This is a genomic window from Nostoc sp. CCY 9925 (assembly GCF_963920935.1).
GTDB lineage: Bacteria > Cyanobacteriota > Cyanobacteriia > Cyanobacteriales > Nostocaceae > Nostoc.
This window is the reverse complement of the sequence record NZ_CAWUDO010000019.1, coordinates 17,445-39,104: the sequence shown is the minus strand read 5'-3', so window position 1 is coordinate 39,104 and position 21,660 is coordinate 17,445. Positions and strand designations below refer to the sequence as shown.

Sequence of the window (21,660 nt, the reverse complement as noted above, 5' to 3'; positions counted from 1 at the left end):
ACAGTTTTAGCGGATGGCTGCCCGGTTTGCGACATCTCCATCCTTTGATCACTGTTTTTAGGTTGCCCTTGGTAATTTTGCCGGTGCCTCCAATCAGGAAAGAGAGATGTTTCGGTTTAATGGCATCCCCACCAGGAATGATGGTTGAGAGATGCCCATAAAAATTTTTTAAATAAAAGATTTTTATGGTCACCCTTGACGCCGAACTGCGCCTGAGCGCTACCAGGTTGCCATTTTGTAGTTTTTTGGTTTGCTGATTCTGAGTCTTCCACAACACAATCGAGTACATTTTGTTCTGGGAATGTTGCCTCGCCCCTCTTTTGAAGGAAGAGCCGAATGCTTTCTACACCCATTTACTATTTTGGCACTAACCCTAACGTTCGACAGAGGATGTGAAAAAAGCGCGATTAATTCGACTTTCGCACAATTTCTCTGCTGATAACGGCACTAAGTTATTCCAACTAATTAAGTTTGATTTTGGGTATTATTGTGGGCTAGACGTTGCGACAAGCTTTGGTACAGCGTTTCTGGCACTGATGCATGTAGCGATCGGCCTAGTCGATTTTTCTTTTGAGCTGCTTGTAGGCAACTCCCTTGCGGGCAAATATAGGCAGAACGCCCCATGCCCCGATCTAATTGTACCTTTCCAGATGGAAAGACGCGTACAATCCGCCAAAACTCTTCTTTTAAACCTAGTTTGCGGCAGCTAATACAGCGCCGATAATTTGGTTTCATCAGTTTTGTTAGGATCTCAGTTCAGCATTTTGGATGTAGAAAGAAGTTCGTTATTACTATTTTTTACTTATACCAACTCGTTTTGAACAAAAAAATCTTTGAGATTGGAACTAAAATCAACAGTAACAAAACTTAACAAAAATTGATAAATTATTCTTCATCCTCAGGATCAAAAGTATCATCATCTAATTCTTCTGCGAATTCGTCTTGATTTTCGCTCTCTAATTCCTCAAAATCAGCATCATCATCTTCTTCCTCTGCTTGATATTTAGCTCTAGAAGCTACAAATTTAGCATCTTCTCCCGCATAGTCATATTTAGCTTTGTCTTTGATGTCAATTTTCCAGCCCGTCAGGCGTGCTGCTAAACGGACATTTTGTCCTTCTTTGCCAATGGCCAAACTCAGTTGATCTTCAGCCACTAGTACGTGAGTTTGCCGGGTTTCTGGGTCCATTAGGCGGACTTCATCTACTCGTGCTGGACTCAAGGCATTAGCGATATATGTTGCTGGGTCTGGTGACCAGCGAATTACATCTATTTTTTCGCCGCGTAATTCGTTAACTACTACTTGAATTCGCGAACCCCTAGCTCCGATACATGCACCAACTGGGTCTACATCGCGATCAAGAGTATCTACTGCTATTTTAGTCCGGGGGCCTACATAACGGGAAGGGGGGTTTGCCTCCCTCGCTACGGCAACAATCCGTACTACTTCGTCTTCAATTTCTGGTACTTCATTAGCAAACAGATAAACGACTAAACCTGCGTCTGCTCTAGATACTAGTAACTGCGGTCCCCGTTGCTGACCTTGGGAAACTTTTTTGAGATATACCTTGAAGGTGGCATTTGCCCGATAATTATCGTTGGGTAGCTGTTCGCGCTTTGGTAATTCGGCTTCCACTTCTGGCTGACCAAAGCCACTGCTAACTGCCAAAATTACTGATTGACGTTCAAACCGCAGGACTCTTGCTTGGAGAACAGTTCCTTCTAGGTCTTGGAACTCTTCTTGCACCATTTGGCGCTGCTGATCCCGGAGTTTTTGCGCTAATACTTGCTTGGTTTGCATAGCTGCCATGCGACCAAACTCTCCTTGATCTGGTGTCACATCCAGCACTACAGAGTCGCCTAACTGGGCTTCGGGAGCTACTAGTTGAACTTCGTCTAGAGAAATTTGATGGTCTGTATTACTGACTTTTTCGACAATAGTTTTAGTGGAAAGAACACGAAATCCTTCTTCTTCTATATCCAGTTCTACTTCAAAATTATCAAAGTAATCTTCGTCAAACTGTTTGCGCTCTAAATTTTGGGCGCGACGGTAACGTTCATAGCCTTTAAGTAGTGCTTCTCTAATAGCTGATTGAACAGCAAGGCGAGGTAAATTGCGCTCACGACTAATACTTTCAATTAATTCTTTTAATCCAGGTAAAGTAACCATTGACATAAGCAATCTCCTTTAAAAATCAGGGACTGGGGATTGGGGTCTGGGGATTGGGGCTGGGGACTGGGATATGGGGCATAGGGCATGGACGATAAGGCAGAGGTGATGGCGTGCAAAGGGGAAAGACTTGCAACAACTTTCCCTTTGCACCTGAAGCTCCTCTACTCGTGTATTCCCCCAGTTTCTATTTCCTTATCCCTAATCCCCAGTCCCTAATCCTCAGTCCCTAATCCCTAGTCCCTAGTCATTCGTTTAACGGCGTTCGTCTAGCTGCACCCTAGTAATTAGGGAGCGCTGAATTTCGACTACACGACCTTTTTGGTTTAAGTAAACTGCTGTCTCATCCCGGCGAATCAACTGACCAGTCCACTCTTGTTGTCCGTCGTAGGGCGGGGAAGTGGAGATAATGACAGGAAATCCTTTAAAAGAGATAAACTCCCTGTCAGTGACCAATTGCCGCGAAATACCAGGACTGGACACTTCCAAGACATAAGCATCTGGAAAGACTTCCGCAGCATCTAAGGAGGTTTCTAAAGCCCGGCTCATCCTCTCACAATCATTTAACCCAGTATCTTGCTGAGGATTGCGAATATCTACCCGCAGCACTGGTGGACTTTGGTTAGTGTGAAAAACCACACCAATTAGTTCTAATCCCAGTTCTTCTGCTACTGGTGTCGCCAAATCAATAATTTTTGGTACTAAGGGATGAGCCATGAGAAAATTCAATAAAAAAAGTGGGCATCGACCCACTTCCTGCGATAGGGATATCTTCCAAGAAGTCTTGTGACGAACCAATAGTAGTTCGCCCTCATTCGAGTTTAGCGCATTTCTTTTGTAGCGGGGCATCGGCATTGGGGAAGAGGATCGGGTGCACAGAGGAATAAGAGGATGGGAGAGCGGAGGACATGACGAGTAGAGGGAAAGGAGATCTCTTTGGCCTCCAGTCCTCTGCCCCTTTACCCCTCATCTCCCTGAAAAAGTAGCGCCTTTATCGACTACTGCTGGAAGTGATGCCTGTGTTCGTAGCTGCCTGGTTTGCTCGATGATTTGCTCGATATCTTCTTGGGACAAACGCTGAACGTAGTTGAGTTTGATTTCTTCTAAGAAGTCAGAAAGTAAACTCTCAATTTCTGTAAGCAAGTGCTTTTCTTTGATTTGCCCTGTCAAAGCCTCGCTGAAACTTTGTACTAGTTGACTGGTAAGTTTTGCAGCAACAGGATCTTCAACGGCACTAACTAAAGTTTTGTAAAGATTTGTGGTGATTTGAGTGGCTAATTGTTCGCTGAGTTGTGTTTGGGCTTGTCCGACACCTGGGAGGTTCTGGAGGTTGCGGTAGATGGGAACTTGATCGATGACGGTTTCGATATTGTGACGCAAAATGGCAACGATCGCTGGTTGGATTTCGGGTAGCACTTGGTAAACAATTGTTTTTACCAAAAGAGCTGCGATCGCTTCTATTTCATTGACATTATTAATATCTATGTAGGAGCGCACATTCTCCTGTTGTGACAGCCACCGGACTAACTCACCTCGCTTAATTGAACCCTGAACTTGGTTAATTACCCTCACCACTACAATTTCTGTGAGTTCTTCGGCAAAATTGGCGACGATTCCCTGATTAATTTGTCGGCGCACGGGATACAAACTTAATAACTTTGCTTGGTCAAGGCGCACTAATACAGGTATAATTCGCAACCATCGGAAAAATGGTACTAATAAGAACAGGTCGTACCAACGCCACAAGAGTGCTTCTAACCAGCTTAAACCAGCATGTTGGCGTCTGATTAAAAAGGTACGCCCCAGCAATTCTAGGGCAAATAAAATCACAAAAGCTGAATCAATAATCCAGAAATTATTGATAAAGTCGCCACTTTCCCCAATTCGGCGGTAGTAGTTAGTGGCAATCAAGGGCCGAATTCTCTGGTTGAAAAAATTAATTTCTTGAAGCCAGCCTTGTTGGGTTAAGTACGGTTGACTCCAAAAAATCGCAAAGGACTGTTTTGCAGATTCTTTGTCGGTGCGATCGCGCATCCGATTTTTGATTTTTTCTAGGGTACCACTCTTATTCGCTCCCGCAAATGGGTTAGTGTCAATCATCTCGTTACTAAGACGAGTTATTTCCTCTAGCCTGTTTTTTACTTCAGGTGACTGTAATCCTGTTTGGCTGACTTGTTCTTGTAATGCATCTAAGGTTTCTAGATACTTTTTCGTGTCTCGATGCGGTTCAATACCTTTGATTGGGTCATAAATGTGGACAATTTGGGGAAGTTTTTGCAAGTACAAATCCCGCCAATGTACGTAACTTAAATCAAACAAAACTAAACTTAAATTTACCGTGGCGAGGATTGCCATAAATCTTTCAAACCAAAGATTGCGCTGCTGAGAATTTTTTATGTTTTTCATTTCTTTGTTTTAAATTATACATTTCTCTTGATTTTCAATATCCACTGTCTGATTTATTGACTACCAGGTTTTGACAACTAATTTAGCTTCGCTAATATAAGATACTTCTTTTGATGGATGACACAAATTAGTTTTTTATAATCAGTTAAGTTTGACAAATATAAATTACAAATTATTCAAAAATCATTAAATAATTGCGAAAAAAGTTATTAAAGAAACTTAAAATGCAGCTGTTAACGTCTATAATCCTGCTGATTTAATCCAAAGGAGTTTTCATTATGTGGTGTGGGTTTGGAAAATCAAGCGCGACTTTTGCTGCTACCTGCCTGTTAACTGCTAGCATTGTAATTGTAGATACAGGTTTTGCAGCCCCTCAACGTAGTTATACGCCACAGCAATTTCGTGCTGTGTTACGGGGGTTAGGCTATAACGTCAAGGTAACAAATACGCCGTTGACGGACGAAGAAACCAAAAAAGCAATTCGTGAATTTCAGACCGGTTACAAGCTAAAACCAGTTGATGGGATAGCGGGACCAAAAACCCAAGATTTTGCTGCTAACATCATTAAAATTCTGCAAGGGAATTTGAATGCGGTAGTTAAGCCCAATCCTCCCCTTCCTCGCGATCATTTTTATGGGCCTCAGACCGAAGCAGCGGTAAAGGAATACCAAAAGAAAAATCAGTTGCAAGAAACCGGAATTGCTAATTTAGCCCTCCGGCAAAAGATCGACCAAGAAGCAAAGGCACTTGTAGGTCAGCCAACTCCTAAGCCATCACCTACACCAACGGCTAAACCGACGGCTAAACCGACGGCTACACCGAGAAGTGTACCGACAGCTACGCCAACTGCGACACCGACAGCTACGCCAACTGCGACACCGACAGCTACGCCAACTGCGACACCAACTCCAACACCGACAGCTACACCAACTCCAACACCTACGTCTACACCTTAAAATCCCACGAAAAAATTCCTACTTCAAAGCCTCAACTCAATGTAATTCGTAGTTGTAATTCGTGGCATTTCCTACACCACCCTTTGGGTAGGTGTAGGGTTCTTAATCATTCAAAGCTATGGCTGTGGCAGCGATGCGTGCAGCTTTTTAGAAAGTTAGTTGTTCTGTGCTTGAGTTACGAATTATGAATTATTGGGTTCTTCTAAAGGTCTGCCTTTCGGCACAGGTAGAGCTGGACTACGGTCATTGTAAGGCATAGGAATATACTGGACAGTGGGTCGCCCTCCTTGTGGCTGTGGGTACAAATCCATCAAATCATAAATAGAATGGGGCAGCCCGACGGTTATGGGCAGCCCCATTTCTGTTGCTTCTTCAACAGTGATGGGATAGTCGTGGGTGACACGTCCAGTTGTTAAAGCTTCGATAATCGATTCGATATTTTCTGGCTGAACTTTTTGTTTAGGTATACTGTCCTTGAGCAGAGTCCGCACAAAGCGTTGTACTTGCTGTATTGCTTTGCCTGCGAGGTCAGCCATAATTAGGGTTTGGTCGTCAATCTCGCTAATGGGTTTATCTTCAACCACTTTGACGATACTAGCTGCTGGGTAGTTACCGAGTTGGGGATCAACTGGTCCCAAAACAGCATTGGCATCCATAACAATTTCATCAGAAGCCAGAGCTAGCATTGTACCGCCACTCATAGCGTAGTGGGGTACAAAGACTGTGACTTTTGCTTGGTGGCGAATTAATGCTCTAGCAATTTGTTCTGTAGCTAAAACCAAACCACCAGGAGTGTGCAAAATTAAGTCAATTGGCACATCTGGGGGAGTGAGACGAATTGCTCGCAGTATCTGTTCTGAGTCTTCTATAGTAATGTAGCGAGATAAGGGAATTCCCAGCAAGCTAATGGACTCTTGACGGTGAATTAGTAAAATCACCCGACTTTTGCGTTGCTGCTGAAATTCTTGTAAAGCACGCAAGCGTCGATATTCTATTTGGCGTTTTTGCCAAAGGGGTTGCAAAGAAGTAAGAAGCAGGAAAATCCAGAATAAATCGCCAATACCAAAGCCCATAAAATTATTTATTGTTCAAAAATAACGGTTACCGCCATTATTGTGACAATTTTTGGGCGATCGCAATTCTATCGCAAGGCTAGAAGAGGAGGGGGAGTGCTGTTAGCTCTCTTCGGGGCGTTTAACCCGTTAGGAGTTAGGAGTTAAGAATTATTCTCCTCGTCCCTTTGTCCGTTATACCAATTTGAAATACTCCCAAACCCTTGTTCTGTCCGGCTTTCTTAATTTTGACCCTTCTCTGCGAGACGCTACGCAAACGACTCCGCTCAGGGTTAAATTTTGAATGCGTGAATTTTGAATTGGTATTACTTTCCCCGTCGCCAAATTTTGATTGTATCGTCATCGCCGCCACTGACTAAGGTTTGTCCATCAGGACTAAAGGCGACACATCTCACATAGCTGGAATGCCCTGTCAGGGTGCTGACTTCTCTACCACTATGTAAATGCCACAATTTAATAGTGTTATCCCAACTACCACTAGCGAGAAATTGCCTATCCCGGCTAAAGGCGACTGACCAAACTGAATCAGAATGACCAGTTAGGGTGCGAATTTCTCTGCCTGTGTTTACATGCCACAGTTTAATTGTGTTATCGGCACTAGCGCTAGCGATGATTTCTCCATCGTGGCTGAAGGCGATACAGTTGACAAAAAAAGTATGTCCAAGAAGTGTGCAAATATTTCTGCCTGTGTATACTTGCCACAGTTTGATGGTGTAGTCATTACTACCACTAGCTACAAGCTGTCTCTCCTGATTTTTGGTGGTTGTAGCTGTTCTCGGAGAGTAGGCAACTGATGAAACTGGGTCAGAATGACCTGTGAAAGTTTGGATTTCTATGCCAGTGTGTATTTGCCAGAGTTTAATTGTACAGTCAGCACTACCACTAAGGAGCAGTTTGCCATCTGGACTGAAGGCGACGGAATTTACCCAGTTGGTATGACCAATGAGAGTACGAATTTCTTTGCCTGTGTTGACATCCCACAATTTAATCGTGTTGTCCCAACTACCGCTAGCCAAAATTCCCGAGTTGATATCTGTGATTCCGCCTGTTCTACCGGACTCTCCTTGATAAGGAGAATTTGGGGAAATTGGGCTAAAGGCAAGGGAATGAACCATACTGGAATGACCAGAAAACCAACGGCCCAGTTGACGCACTAGCTTGCCAGTACTCAGTTGCCAAAGTTTGATAGTTTTGTCGTTGCTGCCACTAGCAAGAAATTGTCCGTCTGGGCTAATGGCGATCGCATGAACCATACTAGAATGACCTTTAAGGGTCTGTACGCATTGCCAGTTCTGCCGATCTAATACAACAGGTCCAGATGATTGTGCAATATTTTCAGGCGATTGTCGTTTCGGCTTGTTCGCAAAAGACAATGGTATTGTTGCTAAATCTTCCTCAGGATCGTGTTTGAGTAAATTCAACCACTCTTGCACGGACTGGGGACGATAAGTTGACTCCAGATCCATGCCGCACATAATAGCTTGATTTACCCTATTACTGATGTTGGGATTAAAATATTGCGGTGGTTCTAAATTAACATTGTGGCGGCGATCGTCTGCACTTGTTGGTACAACTCCTGTAAGTAAATTATACAAAGTAGCGGCTAGGGCGTAGATATCAATGTATTCTCCTCGTGGCGCTTCTAATTCATACTGTTCAGGCGGGGCAAAACCAGGAGTGCGATACACTGTATGCCTTTGAACTGCATTGGGAATAAATTCTCTGGAAATGCCAAAGTCTATCAGCACCGCTTCTGATTTATCAATGCGAATCATGATGTTGCGCGGTTTGAGATCCCGATGCAACAGCCCTTTAGAGTGAATCAGCATCAAAGCGTCGCCAATTTGCCGAATATACAACAGTGCTTCTGTTTCTGATAGCAAACCTACCCGCTTCAAGCGTTGTCCTAAGTCTTCGCCTTGGATGTACTCCATCACCATACAAGGCGAACCTGCTTCATCAAAGACGTTTTCTATCTGTACTATATGAGGATGGTGACACACAGCCAGCCGAACTGCTTCATCACGGAAGTCTTGCCGTAATTTATTTCGGTGGAGTATCCAAGCGGGGTGATTCAGGATTTCTTCTTTGAGAGTTTTAATCACTCGCAGTTGATTTCTTTGATTTCTGGCAAGATAAGTAATGCCAATTCCACCTTCGCCTAGTTGGCTTTCAATAATGTAGCGCCCTCCGAATAAAGACTTTCCTGGATTCCACACCATTAGTAATATTTGACGTTTTTTGGTATTTATTTTGGCACGGTATCAGAACAGCCAACACGAATTTTTGGGAATTCCATTTGAATTGTTGTTGTAGCTTTCTGGAAGTTAGTTACTTAGATAACATTTTCATCACCTCAATAGTTACTATTAATTAATAGTATAAATTTGGATAGATCTTTCTAGTTTTAGCTAAACTATGCCTTTATACCCAAATATGAAACTTGATTGCTCTTGCGAGAGTCAACGATGACTTTAGCAATATTTGCTCATAATAATTTGACTTGTAGGTAATCTAAAATTATGCTAAAGAATTTAAATCTGAAACAAAAGTTTACAATTCTGCTACTAGTAATTTTGACATTTGGTCTAAGCTTAAGCGGATTTGCTCTTTCTTCTTTGCTCAGGGAGAATGCCAAACAAGATATTAGCTCAACAGCTCTCATGCTGATGCAAACAATGAGTTCTGTTCGTAAGTACACCAGTACTCAAGTGAATCCAGAGTTAGCTGATAAATTAGCAACGGAGTTTTTGCCGCAAAGTGTACCTGCATACTCAGCACGGGAGGTATTTGAAATTTTGCGGAAAACAACAGACTATCGTGACTTCTTTTATAAAGAAGCAACTCTCAATCCTACTAATCTTCGAGATAAAGCAGACGGTTTTGAGACAGAAATTGTAGAAAAGTTCAGAAATAAATCAGACTTGAAAGAAGTGAGTGGATTTCGCTCAATTCCTGGTGGAGATATCTTTTATATTGCTCGTCCGCTGCCAATTTCTGAAGAAAGCTGTCTCAAGTGTCACAGTGTGCCTGAAGCTGCACCTCAAAGCATGATTACTCTTTATGGTACAGCTAATGGATTTGGCTGGAAGCTAAATGAAATTGTTGGCGCTCAAATTATATCAGTGCCGGCTAATAACGTTATCAACAAAGCCAATCAATCCTCTTTAGTAATCGTTCTGATTGTATCAACTATTTTTATCGCAACTATTCTCTTAGTTAACTTTTTCTTAAATCGACAAGTTGTGATTCCTCTCAAACGCATGACTCGTATTGCTGAGGAAGTAAGTACGGGACATCTAGAAGTTGAATTTGACCAGATGTCTAATGATGAAATTGGTAATCTAGCTAGAGCTTTTAGGCGGATGCAATTAAGTTTAGAAATGGCAATGAAACGAATCAAACGCACTCAGGGAGGTACGGAAAATTAAAAAATGTCAGAATTCAGGAGTCACAATAGGGGGGTTAGGTTCTGAAGCTTTTGGTGCTTCATACAATACTTTCCAAACATTTTCTTACCAAATTCTAAATTGTGACTTCTCAATCCTGAATTATTCTGACAATAAATTAAACATCATCACTTACAGAAAATTTCAAGTTAGTGAATTACACCATTTAGGTATGATAGCTAAATTGTAAGCCGATTCTAATTCGGAATTCTGACTCCTGAATTTTGAATTTCGCTGTAATTATTTGGTTATCTAAATCCTACGAAAACAAGCTTTTTTTAAATTCAAAAGCTGCTTGAAAGTCAGGAATTTCTGCGGCTATCAGTTCAACAAATTGATCAGGTGAAATGTAAGGATTTTGAGCCAATATTTCTTCTAGAACTAGAGTTGCCATTGGTCCGATGTGGTAAGCTAACTCTTGCTGACAATGTTTAACAAATGCTGGATTAAGGGAAGCTTGTTGTTGTTCAATTCCCCGAATTTGTGGACTCACAGTTAAACCGGGTGAACTAAAGATCGTCTCTCCTAGTTGGTTGTATGATTCGGAAATTGCCGACATAGCCTGATATTCAGGATTAAATACTGTGGGAGGCAAATCATTTGCCATTACAGGAGATGTTAGTACTTGTGGTTGTTCAAGACGCTCTAAATCTGCGATTACTTCTCTAGCTGTTTGGTATCGCTTGTTGGGTCTATCGGCTAACATGCGATCGAGTACTTGAGTGAAATCATCACTCACATAGGCATAATAACGCCAGTTCCATTCTAAGGAGTACTGATCCATTAATAAAGATGGATCTTTACCTGTGAGTAGTACAATAGCTGTTACTCCCAAAGCATAAATATCACTAGAGGCAGAACATAAACCTAAGCTAATTTGCTCGCGAGGAGCGTATCCTACTTTCCCAACGAGGGACATTTTACCAACGAAAGTTATTTGGTTAGAAGTTTTGGCTTCGTTGATATCAGTAATTTGCTTGCCAACACCAAAATCAATCAGTACTGGCAAATCTTTGCCATCTGGTAGCATAATATTGTCAGGGGAAATATCTCGATGGATAATATTATGCTGGTGGACATATTCCAGCACAGGCAGTAAATTTTTGAGCCACTGGATAACTTCGTCTTCAGAAAAATTTCTTCCCTGGCGTTGAAGTTCTCCTAGCAGCCGAGAATATGTTTTACCATCGACATATTCTTGCACTAAAAACAACCGACCATCTCCTTCAAAACAAGCCAAAAACTTGGGAATTTGAGAATGTTGCAGTTGGTGAAGAATTTTGGCTTCTCTCTTAAATAAGTTGCGATATTGTTCGAGTCCGCTTTCTCCTGTGCCAATGGGTGCAAACTCTTTGAGAACACAAGCTTCATTAAAACGACGAGTATCAAACGCCAAATAAGTTCGCCCCAATCCTCCCTGTCCCAAAAGTTTTTGGATAATATAGCGGTTATCGATTAGAGTTCCAGCGGCTATTTCTGGTCTTGTCAAAGGGGACTGTGACATCATCATCGCACTCCTAGCGATCTTAATTATTGATAGATTATTTGGTTTGCTGAAAGTCAGAAACTCTAGCAGATAAAGGCTGATATCATCTATAAAATAGAGGTTAGCACCACCGTCAAAATTAGGAAATACACTTTTCTACACTTTTTAGATGGTCTTATGTGACCAAATTAACAATTTTTAGTTGAGTAGGTTTTAGTACTACTTAATATTAAGTATTTTTGCAGCGAGGATCTAGCCCGTGTCTGCGGTAATATCTGCGAGTGCTTTGGGCATCGCTTTTTAGATTCGCTATTTAACCTTATCTTAGCCTTAGTAAGTCAATTGCTACTAACGTTTGAAACAGCTAGCACTTAGCATAACCTCATAGTGTTTTGCTAAAACTGAAGTTGCTATAGAGTTATCAGACTAAATATTATATATATTTCAAGTAATGGATATGCGATCGCTCTTAAAAATTAATCTTTCTGCAACCTGATATTGCTACATCGACATATAGAAGCTTTCAATATAAGTCATTATTCTTCTAAAACAGAAAATTATGCTCCTTAATGGAAGAATTTCTACTTCTATTCATTGTTTCTTGTATGTGTTGTAAAAGCTGGTTACTAGTAACATAAATTAATAAAAAATAAAGAAAAAATATCCGAAGTTACAATAATTAATCTAGGTCGTCAGGATTAACGCCTAACTGACGTAAACGTTCTGCCAGTTGTTCTGCTTTTTCTCTAGCTTGAGCAGCTTCTTGTTGAGCAATTATAGCTCGTTGGGTAGCGGCAGCAGCTTCTTCTGTGGGTGCGAGAATTAATTCTCCTGCTAAAGTGAACCACCTTAACCACAATCTTTCAATATCTCGAAATGAACCTTGCCATAAGCCTAAACTTAAATCTATTTCTGGCATTAGTATGCGTCCCTCAGTCAAATTCATCGGTTCATAATGACCGCCTACTAACTGAAATGCCTGAAGTTCATTAGTGTAGCGACTGAAAACAACATAGTAAGGAATCCGCTTTTACTTGGGTAACAGACGAATCGTTATGTACAATACCTAACTTGAAATCTGCTGTATTTAGCAAATTTTTAACTAAATCTAGCAATCCTAAATTATTTACCAGAAGTTTAATCTTCAGGTTCAATTCCCGCAGCCCGCAATTGTGCTGCTAGTCTTTCAGCACGTTGGCGTTCTTGTTCAGTACGTTGGCGTTCTTGTTCGGCTAATTCTGTTCCCCAAGGTAAAAGGTTTCCTTGTTCATTCCACCACCGCAACCATTTTCCTGTGCGGTTTTCACGAGTACCTTGCCATACTCCAAGGTAAAGATTGATTTGGGCTATCCAGTAGCGTTGATTTTCATCAGGCTCTTGCAAAACGTACTGTTCTGTGTCTTGTAAGCGATACATCTCGAAATTACCACTATCTGGCTCAAAGATGATGTAGTTTGGTACTTTTAAAATGCGCTCGTAGAAAAACCATTTTCCTGGGGGATACGTCGCTTTGATAGAATACTCTGTCTCCTGTGTATCAGAAACAAATTCCATCACAATTACAGGAATATCACCCTGTAATTGAGGTGTGTAACTGCGTATTACTTCTTCTCTACTAACATTAATTTTGGCAATGAAAGCCCAATCAGGGGCTTTAATAACTATTCTGTTATTTAAAGTGGCACAAATACCGTAATTAGTTGTTGTCAGGGCGTTAGCTGAAATTTTTCCGGCTAATTGTAGGCTTTCTGTGAGTGCAGCTGCTAAGGCCGGTTGGTTGATGTTGTCCACTGGGTCATCTGGGAGTTTGTAATCATTGGGTAATTTTTCCCAAGTGATTTGGTAGTCTTGGGTGATGGCTGTCATGGTGGGTTGTCCTTTGGTGTGTCAAGGGGACTGGAATTGTTTTGCTAATACCCAGTATCCAGTCCCTTTACTCATATTCATCGGGTTCTAAATCGTCGTTTGTCAGTTCTTGATGGGGGATGGCGGCGATAATTGCATCTATTACTTTAGATACTGGTAATATTTCAATATTGAGGTCAGGAAATTTTGTGCCTTTGGGCACGATCGCTCTTTTAAATCCCAATTTAGCTGCTTCTTTCAACCGCAGTTCCATTTGGGAAACCGATCGCACTTGTCCGCCTAAACCAACTTCCCCAATCAAAACTGTACCGGGATCGACAATGCGATCGCGGAAACTTGCAACAATCGCGATCGCTACTCCTAAATCTACTGCTGGTTCTACTACACTCAATCCCCCAGCAGAAGCAACATAAGAATCTAATTTCGACATGGGAATCCCCACGCGTTTTTCTAAAACGGCGAGAATTTGCACCAGGCGGTTGTAATCTACGCCAGTACCTGCACGCCGAGGGGAAGGGTAGCTGGTGGGACTCACCAAGGCTTGTAATTCTACAACAATCGGGCGAGTTCCTTCGCAAGCAACGACAATGGCAGTACCTGGCGCGGGATCGTCACGATTGCCTAAAAATAACTCTGAGGGGTTAGGAACTTCCCGCAGTCCGTGTGCCACCATTTCAAATATGCCGATTTCATGTGTTGCTCCAAAGCGGTTTTTGACTGTGCGTAATAACCGATGGGAGGCAAAGCGATCGCCTTCAAAATACAACACTGTATCTACTAAATGTTCTAAAACTTTCGGCCCGGCGATCGCTCCTTCTTTGGTGACGTGTCCCACAATCAACATGGTAATATCTTCATGCTTTGCCACCTTCATCAAAGCCGCAGTACATTCACGTACCTGAGCCACCGAACCAGGCGCAGAAGTCAACGCAGGAAAGAATACTGTTTGAATACTATCAATCACTGCCACGTTTGGCTTTAGAGAGTCTATTTCGCGTAAAATTTCTTCTAAATCTGTTTCTGGCAGTACATATAAATCTGCACCTATACTGTCAGGGTCTATGGGAAGTGTATTATCTACTACTACCCTGACATTTTCCTCACTAGGGACATTTACGGGTTTTGATACTCCCAAACGAGAAGCTCGTAATTTTACCTGCTGTCCCGATTCTTCACCAGTTACGTAAAGGATGCGATATTTCTGCGCTAGTTGATTTGATACTTGCAGTAATAATGTCGATTTCCCAATACCCGGATCGCCACCAATCAACACCATAGAGCCAGGGACAACCCCACCACCAAGTACCCGATCCAATTCTTCATAACCAGACTCCCACCGGGCGATTTGGCGATCGGTAATTTGGTCAAATGTTAAGGAGGCTCGTGCTTTAGCTGGTTTAGAGTGAGATTTGCCATTGGTTTGAGTTGATTGCCAACCACTTACTCCTCCCCGACTGGGTACATCTACTGATGATTGGATCAGCATTTGTTCTTCTAGAGAATTGTAAGTGCCACAGGCTGGACACTTACCAAACCATTGAGGGGATTCTGCCCCACAATCGTTACAAACGTAAAAACTTTTTGGCTTTGCCATTCGTAAATCTTATTAAATAATCTTAATATTTACTTAAATTTTTGGATAAGACTAAAATCCAATAATAGTGGTAATTAGAGCTTTTTCCAAATCAATTTATGGAATGATATCTTAATATTATGGTATTAAAAATTAATCATGTAAATTTTTAGTGAAGGAGCGCCGATTAACTTGGAAAGTCATAAAGAAAAAATCTTGGTAGTAGACGATGAAGCCAGCATTCGCCGGATTTTGGAAACGCGCCTTTCGATGATTGGCTACGATGTCGTGACAGCTGGTGACGGAGAAGAAGCTTTGGAAACTTTTCGCAAAGCCGATCCTGACCTGGTAGTTTTAGATGTGATGATGCCAAAGCTAGATGGCTACGGTGTTTGTCAAGAATTACGCAAAGAATCAGATGTTCCCATTATTATGCTAACAGCCTTGGGGGATGTAGCTGATCGCATCACTGGACTAGAATTAGGTGCTGACGACTACGTAGTTAAACCGTTTTCCCCTAAAGAGTTAGAAGCCCGGATTCGGTCAGTGCTGCGGCGAGTAGACAAAACTAGTGCTACTGGCATTCCCAGTTCTGGTGTAATTCATGTCGCTAACATTAAAATCGATACCAATAAGCGACAAGTCTATAAAGGTGACGAGCGGATTCGATTGACAGGTATGGAGTTTAGCTTACTAGAGTTGTTAGTCAGTCGCTCAGGAGAAGCTTTTTCCCGTTCAGAAATTTTGCAGGAAGTTTGGGGTTACACACCAGAACGCCATGTAGATACCCGTGTAGTAGATGTACATATATCCCGTTTGCGGGCAAAGTTAGAAGACGATCCCAGCAACCCAGAATTAATATTGACAGCCCGAGGTACTGGTTATCTTTTCCAGCGAATTATTGAACCAGGGGAGGAGTAGGAGAGGGACAAGGGGACAAGGGGACAAGGAGAAAGACTAATGCCCAATGCCCCATGCCCAATAACTAATGACCAATGACTAATGACCAATGACTAATGACCAAATCCGATCCCAATCGAGTTTTGCGGCGTCTACCCATTGTTGTAGGTGGGCTAGGCGCTGTACTTTTGCTAATTAACCGCTTGTTGACACCGCAACTAACCGAATCTCAAGCGCGTGGTGATGTGTTGGGTGTGATTTTGAGTGCGGTGTTAATTTTGACGGGCTTAATTTGGCAGCAGGTACAGCCGCGATCGCCTGATACTGTAGAACTAATCGGAGAAGAGGGTTTTATACTCGCGCCAGACTTACCAGAACCTGTGAAAACTGAACTAGCTTGGGCATCTCATTTATTGTTGACCAATACAGTAACGCGATCGCTAGTAGTTTTTGATCAAGGTAAAGTTTTGTTGCGTCGCGGAATTTTGGGTACTAAATCTGAGGTTATACCAGGAGCAATCTTAAAACAGGTACTCGAAAAACAAAAGCCGATTTATCTAGTGGCGCTAAAAGTTTATCCAGGTAGGATTGAATTTGATTATTTACCTGAAAATACTCAAGGGGTAATTTGTCAACCTATTGGCGATCGAGGCGTCCTCATTTTGGGAGCGAACGCCCCTCGGAGTTACACCAAACAAGACGAAAAATGGATCGCGGGAATTGCTGATAAATTAGCTGTTACTCTTAGTCAATTTTAGATTTTGGGCTTCGACTGAGCGTAGCCGAAGTCTAAAATCTAAAATTCAATCACCAAGAAGTTAAAAAATTCCACCCTTCTGTTTCTTCTGGTGTATTTCCTTGTGTTGGTTCGGGTGTAGTATTTAAATCTTTCTGTTGAATTAATTTATCATAATCTCCAGAATCAACCCATTTTAATAACTCGCCAGCCCGCATCACAACCCAAGGAAGTCCAGATTCTGTATAACTCAATATTTTGGTTACTCGATCAGCACTATCAAGATTTTGGGATGCAAACTCACGCGCTTGAGTTAGAAAATCTTCAATCACAGGAGTAGTCAAGTATTCACCTGGTAAACCTGCAACTTTGATCAATACGCTGGTTGCGACATTAATATCCTGACAAGCCAACAAACCAGCGCGATCGGCAGTGAACCTAGCCATCATCTGCCAATTATATAAAGCCAATTCCATACCACTGGCTACCAAGCCACCGACTCCCAATGTAGTACTACTCAACAAATTTTTTAAAGTCGGCATCACAAATGCCATTTGGTGATAAACCATATGCTGACTCTTAATGCGAGCGACTTCATGTCCCAAAATATAAAGCAATTCATCTGTATCAAGCCACTCCATTGCATCTAAATTGATACCAATAAGAGGTTTTTCTACTCCAACAATATAGCTTTCAATGTGACCTGTGGCTCGAAATAGATATAGTTCAGGAAGTGGGTTAACATCAAGAATTTCACAAGTTTCTACTAATGTCTGATGCAATTGGGGAAAATTACGAGGGGTAATTCTGATACTACTGCCAAGGCTTTGGATGCGGAGTAGGCGATCGATACCGTACTCGTTTATTTTTTTGAGTAGCAGAGAGACACCAGGCATCTTTTGTAAAGAGGCTAAGGCTTTGCGATCGAAAGGGTGTTCGTAGGTTTGTGAATTTAGTCCAGTTAATATTTTTCTCTGCATTGATTTCTAATCCCCAGGTGTAAGTGCTTTTACTTGCTGTTGAGTTTTTTTAAATAGTATAAATCGCATCTTTGATTAAGCTTGAAGTCCAGATATTTATCATCATCTTGCTTAAATGGACAAGCATCTTTGAGAAAATGCAATAAATTTACTTTATAAATCAATCATTTTTTAGATGCTCTTTTTTGGATGTAACACGTTTTGGGATAGCACAGCGGTGCTACCCTACAAATGATTAACTGATTTGGAAATTTCAAATTTTATCTATGCAAATTATCTATTGGCTATTAATTGCCGTAATGGGTGTGGGCATTATCGGCGCGGTAGTTCCTGCGATTCCGGGTGCCAGCTTAATTTTAATTGCAATTATCATTTGGGGAATCGTTAGCAGTTCCTTGGCAGCGATTAAGATTCCCTTAATTATGACAATTATTGTTTTGTTACTCAGTGTAGGTGTGGATTTTTTAGCTAGTTACGTAGGAGCAAGACAAGCTGGAGCTAGCAAGTGGGGGCAGATTGGCGCGATTGTCGGTTTAGTGCTGGGATTTTTGGGATTATTGCCAGCTTTACCCTTTGGAGGGCCACTGTTAGGAATTTTACTAGGGCCGCTGTTGGGAGCAATTATTGGTGAGTATCTTTACCGACGTGAATTAGGATTAGCAGTTAAAGCGGGTATCGGAATTGTCGTCGGTACACTGGTTGGGAATTTGATTCAAGGGTTGTTGGCGATCGCATCTGTTACAGTATTTATAGTTACAACCTGGTCACAGGTATACGGCGCCTAAAATTCATTAAGGATTTCACTATATTTACCCAGATAATAAAATTGAGTAGATAAAAATAACTAAGTGGCATGATTAGTTATTTTATCTACTCAATTTAACGATGAAAAATTCTATTTGCTAGTAAGATATACACGCAAACATTAATATTTTCTATACAAGATTCAGAATTCAAAATTACTTCTTGTTTGAATTTTCCATTTTGAATTCAGGGACAGTCATGGTCAGAATTAAACTGCTTGTGAGTTTTTTCTACGCTTCTGCAAACTAAACAAAGCTACTAATCCCAAAACACCTAAGCTCACAGTAGTTCCTGGTTCAGGTACAGTTTGGTTAACATCCAAACGGACACCATCGCCAGTGATAAATTTACCACCAATATTGCCGAGTTTGACCTCAAAAGAATTGACATTTGTTAAGGTCACTTTCTTGATATTGGCATTATCTCCTGGAGTAACTGTTCCTGCAAAAGCACCACCGTTAACGCTCAGAATAGCAGTACCTATATCTTCCACATCAAAGAATGATAGTACTAACTCGCTAATTGTGCTAGCAAAGTCAAACTTGAACTGACCAACTTCCAATTGACCATTTTCGGGTACAGTCCCGTCTGTTTTTCTAGCTACAGGACGGAACCAATTTTCACCTGCAATTGTGTTAGTTCCTGCATCTGGCTGACTGAACGAAATACCAAAACCATAAGAATTTGAGGTTGAACTATCATCACTAAATAATAGACTTGGCAGGTAATTTGCGTTGTAATTCTGACTGGTGACTGTGTAACCATAGGCAGTTGTATCAATACAGCTACCAGTCAAACAAGCGACATTTGTCAGTTGAATTTCTCCTTCTACTGGAGGAACTAAAGAAGCAGCTTGAGCTTTAGATATACCACCAATTACATTTAAACTGATAGTAGATGCTGCAATTGTTGTTGCTAAAATAGTTAACTTTTTCATTATATTTCTCCTCTGATTAGTAATGCTTTAAATGAAAAATTTTGTTTTCATTTGTTTCTCTGTATTTGTATATTAACCGGGCAATTACGTAAGCGCATCTACTGGCGTCTTAATTCACACAATCTTTATTAGTAAATCGCTATATATGAATATTTTCCTAACAATATCTACTTTAAGTTAATTTTTATACATTTAGTCAATCAATAACTAAGTATACTAGTACTTAATCGTGGGCTTTACCGCTACTTAGAAATTAAAAGTTTTTTATGAAAGTACTCATAACAGAATGGCAGTGGCTCTTCTACCCCGTCTTGCGAAAAATAAAAACCTCTCCGCAATGGGAGAGGGTTTTACAAGTAGGGAAACTTCAAAGAGGGGCTGTTTTACCACAAAATTTAGAATTCAGGCTTATAAGCTTAAGCTGATTGCAAATATTCTCTAGCTTCAGTAGCGATCGCTTCTACATCATCATCAACCAGAGTTTCTAATATAGATTTGGCTTCTGGACTACCCAAATGAATCAAGGCTTGTAAAAGTCTGTAACGGATTTGCGAATCTGGATTGGTAGCATAAGGAGCTAAAAGGGGAACCGCTTGTATATCTCCCAACTCACCCAAAGAACTAATAGCCGCAGTTTGGACTAATTCATTGTCTGAAGAGAGTGCCTGTTTAAGTAGTTCAAAAGATCGCGGGTCGCCTAACTCACCTAGTGTAGCAATGATGCTAAATTGTATTAGCCATTCATCGGTTGTATTGTAAAGTTTCTCCAAGTCTTCAAAAGCTTCGCGTAACTTCAGAGCGCCCAAGCAATCTGCTGCTGCTGCTTGTACATCTATTTCTGGGTCATTGACCAAGCGATCGCGTAAGATCTCCAAAGATAACTGTAAATCTTGTTTTCCCAGTGTATCCATTTGACTCACTGCTGAGTAGCGGACACGGGCATTGCGATCGGTAATGGCACTTTGAATCAATTCAAAACCGATCGCTGGTTCTAATTGACGGATTTGATTTACTGCACGCAAGCGATCGCCCAAATCCTCAGAACTAAGCAATTGTCTAACAGACTCTGGAGTAATGGTCATTTTATTATCCTTGATTTTCAAACGTATAAAAAAGAGTCAAGGGTTAAAAACTCTTGACTAATGACTAATGACTAATGACTAATAACTAGTCTTGACTTGCTGCCATTGCCCGAATAATATCACCACGAGTCAGGATACCAATTACTTGGCCCGTGCCGTCAAGTACTGGCAACCGGTGAACACTGCGATCGTGCATAACTGTAGCAGCTTCCCTTAAAGTTTTATCAGAGGAAATAGTGATGGGGTTTTTACTCATGACTTCCCCAACGGTTTGCCCTAATGCTTTATGCAAGTCACGTTCATATGTAGCAGGGTTTTTCAAATAGATAACGCTATCAAGAAACATGATGTATGCAGGTGGAGTTACACCAGTTTCTTGCCACATCAAATCGGTTTCTGAGATAATGCCCACCAATTTACCGCCATCATCCACAACCGGTAGCCCGCTGATGTGGCGTTCTGCGAGAATTTGGATAGCTTCCTTGAGTGGAGTTTGTGCCCGAACAACTATTGGATCGCGGGTCATCACCTCGGCAACGGTTTTAGGCATTTGTTTACTGACACCATTTATCAAAGTCTCTGCGATTATTGTAGAAAATTGCGGGACTCAACCTGATGCAATTAATAGATTGTTACGGGAATAGGGCATGGAGAGCATCAATAATTTGAATATTTGCTTTTGGAAAACTAAACTTTTCAAGTTCTTCCAAGCTTACCCAGCGAATTTCGTCGCATTCCAATGGCTGGGGAACACCTGTAACATGACGGCACTGATGTACTGTCAGGGTAACGCGTAAGTCTGTATAGGTATGGTCAATAGTGATTAGATGCTCTCCGACTTCGATCGCTATTGCCAATTCTTCGTAAATTTCCCGTTGAATACACTCTTGGATAGTTTCACCAGGCTCAATCTTACCACCAGGAAATTCCCACAAACCACCCATCGCTCCTTCTGGACGACGGCGGTCAATTAAAATTTGCTTTTCGTCATTCCAAATTACGGCAACGCCAATGATTTTATGAGGTAAGAAAGAACTGGTTTGACTCATGGTTTATGGAAGTGAGGAGTGGAGAGTGGGGAAATGGGGAAAGCAGGGAAAGCAGGGGAAGCAGGGGAAGCAGGGGGAGAAAAACTCTCTCTAACTCACTACTCAGCACTCAGCAATGGCTCAACGCCCTGAATAAAGTTAACAGCACTCCCCAATGCCCCATAACAAAACTCGGCAGACTACTGTTAACCCTG

General features: G+C 41.5%; 20 protein-coding genes and 1 pseudogene. 5 read left to right on the top strand and 16 right to left on the bottom strand.

What is annotated here, in order from left to right; all coding sequences use genetic code 11:
* Nucleotides 1-116: 116 nt before the first annotated feature.
* The 5 genes from ACM0OY_RS12660 to ACM0OY_RS12640 all read right to left on the bottom strand — a co-directional run bounded on the left by ACM0OY_RS12660 (nt 117) and on the right by ACM0OY_RS12640 (nt 4,575).
* A complete protein-coding gene (locus tag ACM0OY_RS12660; RefSeq protein WP_414569201.1) occupies nt 117-353 on the bottom strand; it encodes a hypothetical protein in 237 nt (78 codons plus the stop codon).
* Nucleotides 354-465: 112 nt separating this feature from the next.
* Complete coding sequence (locus ACM0OY_RS12655; protein WP_414569200.1) at nt 466-735, bottom strand: YlxR family protein; 270 nt, start codon at nt 733-735, stop codon at nt 466-468.
* A 150-nt stretch (nt 736-885) separates the two neighbouring features.
* Nucleotides 886-2,175 carry a transcription termination factor NusA gene (nusA, locus tag ACM0OY_RS12650; RefSeq protein WP_414569199.1) on the bottom strand — a complete coding sequence of 430 codons (1,290 nt, stop codon included), beginning with the start codon at nt 2,173-2,175 and terminating at the stop codon, nt 886-888.
* 249 nt (nt 2,176-2,424) lie between these two features.
* Complete coding sequence (rimP, locus tag ACM0OY_RS12645; RefSeq protein ID WP_414569198.1) at nt 2,425-2,886, bottom strand: ribosome maturation factor RimP; 462 nt, start codon at nt 2,884-2,886, stop codon at nt 2,425-2,427.
* Nucleotides 2,887-3,135: 249 nt separating this feature from the next.
* Complete coding sequence (locus ACM0OY_RS12640; RefSeq protein ID WP_414569197.1) at nt 3,136-4,575, bottom strand: hypothetical protein; 1,440 nt, start codon at nt 4,573-4,575, stop codon at nt 3,136-3,138.
* Nucleotides 4,576-4,853: 278 nt separating this feature from the next.
* Here ACM0OY_RS12640 and ACM0OY_RS12635 point away from each other — a divergent pair, with 278 nt between their 5' ends.
* Entirely contained in the window at nt 4,854-5,531 is a 678-nt protein-coding gene (locus tag ACM0OY_RS12635) for a peptidoglycan-binding protein (protein WP_414569196.1), read from the top strand.
* Between the two features lie 182 nt (nt 5,532-5,713).
* Here ACM0OY_RS12635 and ACM0OY_RS12630 read toward each other — a convergent pair whose 3' ends face one another.
* Together ACM0OY_RS12630 and ACM0OY_RS12625 are read right to left on the bottom strand one after the other, a co-directional pair.
* The gene (locus ACM0OY_RS12630; protein ID WP_414569195.1) at nt 5,714-6,604 is read right to left on the bottom strand and encodes an SDH family Clp fold serine proteinase; all 891 of its coding nucleotides are present in this window, start codon (nt 6,602-6,604) and stop codon (nt 5,714-5,716) included.
* A gap of 305 nt (nt 6,605-6,909) precedes the next feature.
* Nucleotides 6,910-8,826, bottom strand: coding sequence for a protein kinase domain-containing protein (locus ACM0OY_RS12625; protein ID WP_414569194.1), 1,917 nt, complete (start codon nt 8,824-8,826; stop codon nt 6,910-6,912).
* Between the two features lie 300 nt (nt 8,827-9,126).
* Between ACM0OY_RS12625 and ACM0OY_RS12620 the strand changes: the two genes are divergently transcribed.
* Nucleotides 9,127-10,035, top strand: a complete 909-nt coding sequence (locus ACM0OY_RS12620; protein WP_414569193.1) for a c-type heme family protein — start codon at nt 9,127-9,129, stop codon at nt 10,033-10,035.
* A 277-nt stretch (nt 10,036-10,312) separates the two neighbouring features.
* On the opposite strand, the gene ACM0OY_RS12615 is transcribed toward ACM0OY_RS12620, so the two are convergent.
* The 4 genes and pseudogenes from ACM0OY_RS12615 to radA all read right to left on the bottom strand — a co-directional run bounded on the left by ACM0OY_RS12615 (nt 10,313) and on the right by radA (nt 14,999).
* Nucleotides 10,313-11,557 (bottom strand): protein kinase domain-containing protein, encoded by a 1,245-nt coding sequence (locus ACM0OY_RS12615; protein WP_414569192.1) that lies wholly within the window; start codon nt 11,555-11,557, stop codon nt 10,313-10,315.
* Between the two features lie 661 nt (nt 11,558-12,218).
* Nucleotides 12,219-12,566, bottom strand: a pseudogene (locus ACM0OY_RS12610) (Uma2 family endonuclease); the annotation flags it as partial.
* 110 nt (nt 12,567-12,676) lie between these two features.
* Nucleotides 12,677-13,405: a Uma2 family endonuclease gene (locus ACM0OY_RS12605; RefSeq protein WP_414569191.1), complete on the bottom strand. Its 729-nt coding sequence runs from the start codon at nt 13,403-13,405 to the stop codon at nt 12,677-12,679.
* A 67-nt stretch (nt 13,406-13,472) separates the two neighbouring features.
* Nucleotides 13,473-14,999 carry a DNA repair protein RadA gene (gene radA / locus ACM0OY_RS12600; RefSeq protein ID WP_414569190.1) on the bottom strand — a complete coding sequence of 509 codons (1,527 nt, stop codon included), beginning with the start codon at nt 14,997-14,999 and terminating at the stop codon, nt 13,473-13,475.
* Between the two features lie 171 nt (nt 15,000-15,170).
* Here radA and rpaB point away from each other — a divergent pair, with 171 nt between their 5' ends.
* Nucleotides 15,171-15,899 (top strand): response regulator transcription factor RpaB, encoded by a 729-nt coding sequence (rpaB, locus tag ACM0OY_RS12595; protein ID WP_096542480.1) that lies wholly within the window; start codon nt 15,171-15,173, stop codon nt 15,897-15,899.
* A 95-nt stretch (nt 15,900-15,994) separates the two neighbouring features.
* Entirely contained in the window at nt 15,995-16,636 is a 642-nt protein-coding gene (locus ACM0OY_RS12590) for a cofactor assembly of complex C subunit B (protein WP_414569189.1), read from the top strand.
* A 49-nt stretch (nt 16,637-16,685) separates the two neighbouring features.
* Here ACM0OY_RS12590 and ACM0OY_RS12585 read toward each other — a convergent pair whose 3' ends face one another.
* Nucleotides 16,686-17,594, bottom strand: coding sequence for a M48 family metallopeptidase (locus tag ACM0OY_RS12585; RefSeq protein WP_414569188.1), 909 nt, complete (start codon nt 17,592-17,594; stop codon nt 16,686-16,688).
* Between the two features lie 266 nt (nt 17,595-17,860).
* On the opposite strand from ACM0OY_RS12585, the gene ACM0OY_RS12580 reads away from it, so the two are divergent.
* Nucleotides 17,861-18,379, top strand: a complete 519-nt coding sequence (locus ACM0OY_RS12580; RefSeq protein ID WP_414569187.1) for a DUF456 domain-containing protein — start codon at nt 17,861-17,863, stop codon at nt 18,377-18,379.
* A 227-nt stretch (nt 18,380-18,606) separates the two neighbouring features.
* Here ACM0OY_RS12580 and ACM0OY_RS12575 read toward each other — a convergent pair whose 3' ends face one another.
* From ACM0OY_RS12575 to mutT, 4 genes are all read right to left on the bottom strand, one after another.
* Nucleotides 18,607-19,335: an LEVG family PEP-CTERM protein gene (locus tag ACM0OY_RS12575; RefSeq protein WP_414569186.1), complete on the bottom strand. Its 729-nt coding sequence runs from the start codon at nt 19,333-19,335 to the stop codon at nt 18,607-18,609.
* A 416-nt stretch (nt 19,336-19,751) separates the two neighbouring features.
* Complete coding sequence (nblB, locus tag ACM0OY_RS12570; protein ID WP_414569185.1) at nt 19,752-20,417, bottom strand: phycobilisome degradation protein NblB; 666 nt, start codon at nt 20,415-20,417, stop codon at nt 19,752-19,754.
* 85 nt (nt 20,418-20,502) lie between these two features.
* On the bottom strand, nt 20,503-20,967 hold the full coding sequence (locus ACM0OY_RS12565; RefSeq protein ID WP_414569184.1) for a CBS domain-containing protein: 465 nt from the start codon (nt 20,965-20,967) through the stop codon (nt 20,503-20,505).
* An 82-nt stretch (nt 20,968-21,049) separates the two neighbouring features.
* Complete coding sequence (gene mutT, locus ACM0OY_RS12560) at nt 21,050-21,466, bottom strand: 8-oxo-dGTP diphosphatase MutT (protein ID WP_414569183.1); 417 nt, start codon at nt 21,464-21,466, stop codon at nt 21,050-21,052.
* Nucleotides 21,467-21,660 lie beyond the last annotated feature (194 nt).